At 27.4% G+C, this 4,389-nt stretch carries 5 protein-coding genes; 2 read left to right on the top strand and 3 right to left on the bottom strand.

Annotated elements, in window-relative coordinates; all coding sequences use genetic code 11:
* Nucleotides 1–282 precede the first annotated feature (282 nt).
* Complete coding sequence (locus tag CHL78_RS19615) at nucleotides 283–915, bottom strand: biliverdin-producing heme oxygenase (RefSeq protein WP_094366184.1); 633 nt, start codon at nucleotides 913–915, stop codon at nucleotides 283–285.
* 528 nt (nucleotides 916–1,443) lie between these two features.
* Between CHL78_RS19615 and CHL78_RS19610 the strand changes: the two genes are divergently transcribed.
* Both CHL78_RS19610 and CHL78_RS19605 read left to right on the top strand, forming a co-directional pair.
* Nucleotides 1,444–2,622 carry a C40 family peptidase gene (locus tag CHL78_RS19610; RefSeq protein ID WP_158540741.1) on the top strand — a complete coding sequence of 393 codons (1,179 nt, stop codon included), beginning with the start codon at nucleotides 1,444–1,446 and terminating at the stop codon, nucleotides 2,620–2,622.
* A gap of 212 nt (nucleotides 2,623–2,834) precedes the next feature.
* Nucleotides 2,835–3,437 (top strand): DUF3794 domain-containing protein, encoded by a 603-nt coding sequence (locus tag CHL78_RS19605; RefSeq protein WP_094366188.1) that lies wholly within the window; start codon nucleotides 2,835–2,837, stop codon nucleotides 3,435–3,437.
* A 75-nt stretch (nucleotides 3,438–3,512) separates the two neighbouring features.
* On the opposite strand, the gene CHL78_RS19600 is transcribed toward CHL78_RS19605, so the two are convergent.
* Both CHL78_RS19600 and CHL78_RS19595 read right to left on the bottom strand, forming a co-directional pair.
* The gene (locus tag CHL78_RS19600; protein WP_094366190.1) at nucleotides 3,513–3,911 is read right to left on the bottom strand and encodes a hypothetical protein; all 399 of its coding nucleotides are present in this window, start codon (nucleotides 3,909–3,911) and stop codon (nucleotides 3,513–3,515) included.
* Nucleotides 3,912–3,966: 55 nt separating this feature from the next.
* Nucleotides 3,967–4,389: glycosyltransferase (locus CHL78_RS19595; protein WP_243446490.1), on the bottom strand; the 423-nt coding region annotated here is incomplete at its 5' end.

Below are 4,389 nucleotides of genomic sequence, written 5' to 3'. Positions count from 1 at the left end.
TCATGTCATCAATTCCTTTCCATTATCTTTAGGTAGTTTATACCCATATTTATAGTATGTGTAATCAAATATTTTTATATATATTAAAATATTTTTATCGAAATTGAATATATTACTAATAGAATATAAAATAATAAATTCAATACAAATACATATATTATTTTACCCATTTTGTACCAAAATTACAATCAAAGTGATGGAAAAAATAAAATAAATACAAATTGTGATAAAAATTTAAGTACCCCTGTGTCGTGATTCACGACAGAGGGGGGTAGATACTTTCTAATTAAGATAAAGCTTAGCTTCTAACTCATTAGATATAGCTAGATTGTAGATATAGGCATTACTTATTTCATTGATGAACTTAGCTCTAAGCTCATCAGATAAATTCATACTATTTAACTTAGCAGCATACTGCATTACATAAGATCTTATATCTTTAATCTTATCGCAAGAGTAGTAGTTTAGGCCTTCAGCTGAAACCTTATAGTTAACACTTAATAAAGCAACAAAAGTTCTTCCGCCAAATAAATCAGCAATAAATCTTGTATATGCATAAGCAACTATCATTTCAGGATTACTCTTATCTAAATCATTTATCTTATCTATAAAGGCTAAAGTAGATGGAAGTAACTCCATAGTTTCTAATTTATCACCTAATAAAAACTTTAAGTCTTGTTGAATTAAATCATAACGATATAGCTCTGGTGTAACAAAGTCTTTTATAACTTCATTATCTGCATTTTTTTCTAATGTTTCTTCTATACACTTATACATAGCAGAAAGATTAAATAAATATTCTGCATAACTTTCCTTAGATGCATTTCCGTCAACTATTCTTTTTATAAAACCACTGCGCTCAGCTGCACTGTGAAGTGTAGCACTACTTTTTCTTATTTCTGTTATAAAATCCATATGTATCACCTCGTAAATTAATATTATTCTTAATGAAAACTAATAATTATTAATAATGGTTATCATTAACTTATTTAATTAATACCCGGGCTTTTTAATTTAAAACATAAAATTATTATTTAATATAGCTTTCATAAATTCTTCATATTTATTTATTATATTAATGATTAAATAAAGGATTTCTCATATATATAAAAATTAAAATATGAGCTAAAATAGAAAAATTCTATTTTAGTTAATCTAAAAAATTAAAATTAGGAGAGAATGGTATGAATAATTTTACGGTAATTGTAGCTTCAGGATTAATTTTATTATCAATGATTTGTGTGGTGCTTTATGCAGATATAAGACTCAACAATAAAAGTTAATACTTTAAAGATTTTATATACAATTTCAATCAAATGAATATTATGTAAACTAAATTCACATAAATATCACATATTCTTCATTATTTCTTCATAAGGACGACACATTTAAGTGATAACATATAAATTGAGACAAAAAACTACAAAAATGGAGGATATTTACATGATGAAAAGAAAAGTAATAATACCTATGGCATCAGTAATGGCACTATCAAGTGGTATAAGTGTATTTGCTAACGATACTGAGGCTCAAATAACTAATCAAGACAATTATGAGAAAATGATATATAAGACTGCGAAGGTAACACCTAATAATGGATTAAATGTAAGAGAAACGCCAGAAGTAAAAGATGGTAATAAAATTACGGCGCTTACTAAAGGAACTGAATTAGATATATTAGGTAAATCAGATGGATGGTATAAGGTTGAGATAGGCAAAGAAGATCAAGGCTGGATAAAATCAGACTATGTAGATTTAAACAATAAATCTTTATACATAACTGGAGATAGAGTAAACTTTAGAGAAGGTTCAAGCTTAGAGTCAAACATAAACAAAGTATTAGAAGTAGGAACAAAGTTAGAGTTTGTAGAAGATCAAGGCGAATGGATAAAAGTAAAGTATGAAGATAAAGAAGGTTACATATATAATAAGTATATAAGTGATGAAAAGCCAGAAATAGAAGAAACTAAGCAAGAAGTAAATAACGTAGTTAATGTAGCACCAATAACTAACGATCAATCAAATAATGATGAAAGTAGTCAAGAAGCAGAGTCACAAACTAGTAACTCTGAAAATCAACAAAGTACAAGTAGTCAACCAGAAACTAGCAATAAGCCAGAAAATAATGAACAAAATACAAATAATAAGCCAGAAATTAATGACAATAAAGAGAATAGTCAACCAACAAATGATTCTAAAGAAGAAGAAACTAGTCAGGAAGAATCAAAGCCATCAGTTGGTGATTCAAATAAACAATCTAGTGTTGTAAATTTAGCTTATGCTCAATTAGGTAAGCCATATGTATGGGGAGCAGAAGGGCCAAATGCATTTGACTGTTCTGGTCTTATGACTCATATATTTAAAAATGGAGCAGGAGTAAACTTACCTAGAACATCTAAGCAACAATCAAACTTTGGTACTACAGTAGATAGATCTCAATTACAACCAGGAGACTTGATATTCTCAAGTACAGACGGTAGTGGTAAAGTAAGCCATGTTGGTATCTATGTAGGAAATGGAGAAATGATACATGCACCTACTGAAGGTGATGTTGTTAAGAAAACTAATATAAATTCTAGTTACTGGAACAACGCTTATTTATGGGCTAAGAGAGTCTTATAGTTAGAAATAAAATATTAAACAGGAGTAGATACCATTTTAGAGATTATATCTAAAGGAGTAGCTACTCCTGTTATTTTTATATATCAAATTTTGATATATATTCTATATTTATAAGTATTTAATAACGATAATAAGCTATCTGTCATATACATATATTAGATTTTACTATTGTAGGAAGGAATTTTATAATACTAAATATAGGAGATGTTTATATGATTGAAAATATTTCAATAACGGGGGTAACACCTCTAGAAAAGTACCCAAAGTCTAAGTGTAGCAAATACTATAAACAATGTTTAGAAGATGATATTCTTTGTATACCACACCCAAAACCTGATATTGATTGTATTAATGAAGTAAATGCAAGCATATGTGTTGAAAAATACGATATACTAAACACTGTGCTAGGTCCTAAGTTAATAATTCATGGTGTGAAAAATATAAAAATTATATACATTGCTGATAACTGTCAACAATCACTTCATTATGCACATTGGAGCATACCTTTTTGTGAGTTTATCTTATTGAAAGATTTATCTTATGATGAATGCCATTCTATTATTGATAATATATTTGTAGGAATAGAAAATATATGTATAAAACATAATAATTGCAGAATGATAGACATGTCACTACTATTTATAATTTGCCCACAAATATGCGATTATAACTATTGTAAGTGTTGTAAAGACTATTGTTACTTTAATCCCAATGAGTATTATTCTAATGTAGAATGTAGTTTAGAATCAAATAATACCTGTATTAACTGCAAAAATGATATATGCGATAGGCCCAATAAGAAAAAGTATAAATAATTGGAGATAAGAAGATGTGTATCCTCATCTTGATAATTTAGTTATCAAAAGGAGGATACACATCTTTTAATTGTATTAATCTTTGTAATACATAGATGTCTTATCTTTTACAAAATTATTATATTTATTTTTCTTAACATCATTATTTGATTCTTGAGTATTATACATATTATTAGATATAAGATCTAGAGATTTTTCTCTTATTGCATTAGCATCTTTTAAGAAATTAATGGCATCAAAAGATGTAATTTCATCATCACTAATTAGAGAATTTTTTATATTACTAAGTTCTTTTATCAGGTCATCTAATTGCGAGATATAATCTTCGTTATTCATATTATTGCTCCTATCAAAAGAGTTGTATATAGGTGCTAAATTATGCTCGAGTATCTCAATAGTCTTACTGAAAATAAAGGCATATAAACTTTCTATTTCTTGATTAAACTTATTTATTAATTCAATATTAGTGTACATTTATTAGACTCCTTATATATTAATAAATTGCATGTAAATATTCTATTTTGATTAGCTATATACTCTCAAACATTTTTATAGTACTGGAATAAGTGTTTAAGAACTTAAGCCTATAATCTTCATAGTTTGAACTACTTGATTCTCCTAGATGTATATACCAAGGCTCATACTGTTTTGGGATTACAATTTTATATCCCTTATTTATAAATTCCATACTTTGAGAAGCATCATAAAAATGCCAAGCATCAAAAATATCTTCTCTCCAGAAAACATCATACTGAGTAATCATAATAAATCCATCTAGACAGCAAGCTTCATCATAGCTAAGGCTGTTTTCTATTATATTTTTATAACAATCAAGTAGATATACATTGTCATTACTTAGATTAAAATATACTTTTCCTAATTGGTGCTTTGAATTCCACCATATACCATCCGAAGACAAGTCTTTACAACCACAAGATCCGATCATTCCTAT

The sequence above is a fragment of the Romboutsia weinsteinii genome (assembly GCF_002250835.2).
Classification (GTDB): Bacteria; Bacillota; Clostridia; order Peptostreptococcales; family Peptostreptococcaceae; genus Romboutsia_A; species Romboutsia_A weinsteinii.
The sequence above is the reverse complement of the archived record's forward strand: the minus strand, read 5'-3'. Positions and strand labels throughout refer to the sequence as shown.

Bases quoted from the DNA above. Each gene is read 5' to 3' on its own strand.
- CHL78_RS19615 (WP_094366184.1), bottom strand. From the start codon at position 915: ATGGATTTTATAACAGAAATAAGAAAAAGTAGTGCTACACTTCACAGT.
- CHL78_RS19610 (WP_158540741.1), top strand. From the start codon at position 1,444: ATGATGAAAAGAAAAGTAATAATACCTATGGCATCAGTAATGGCACTA.
- CHL78_RS19605 (WP_094366188.1), top strand. From the start codon at position 2,835: ATGATTGAAAATATTTCAATAACGGGGGTAACACCTCTAGAAAAGTAC.
- CHL78_RS19600 (WP_094366190.1), bottom strand. From the start codon at position 3,911: ATGTACACTAATATTGAATTAATAAATAAGTTTAATCAAGAAATAGAA.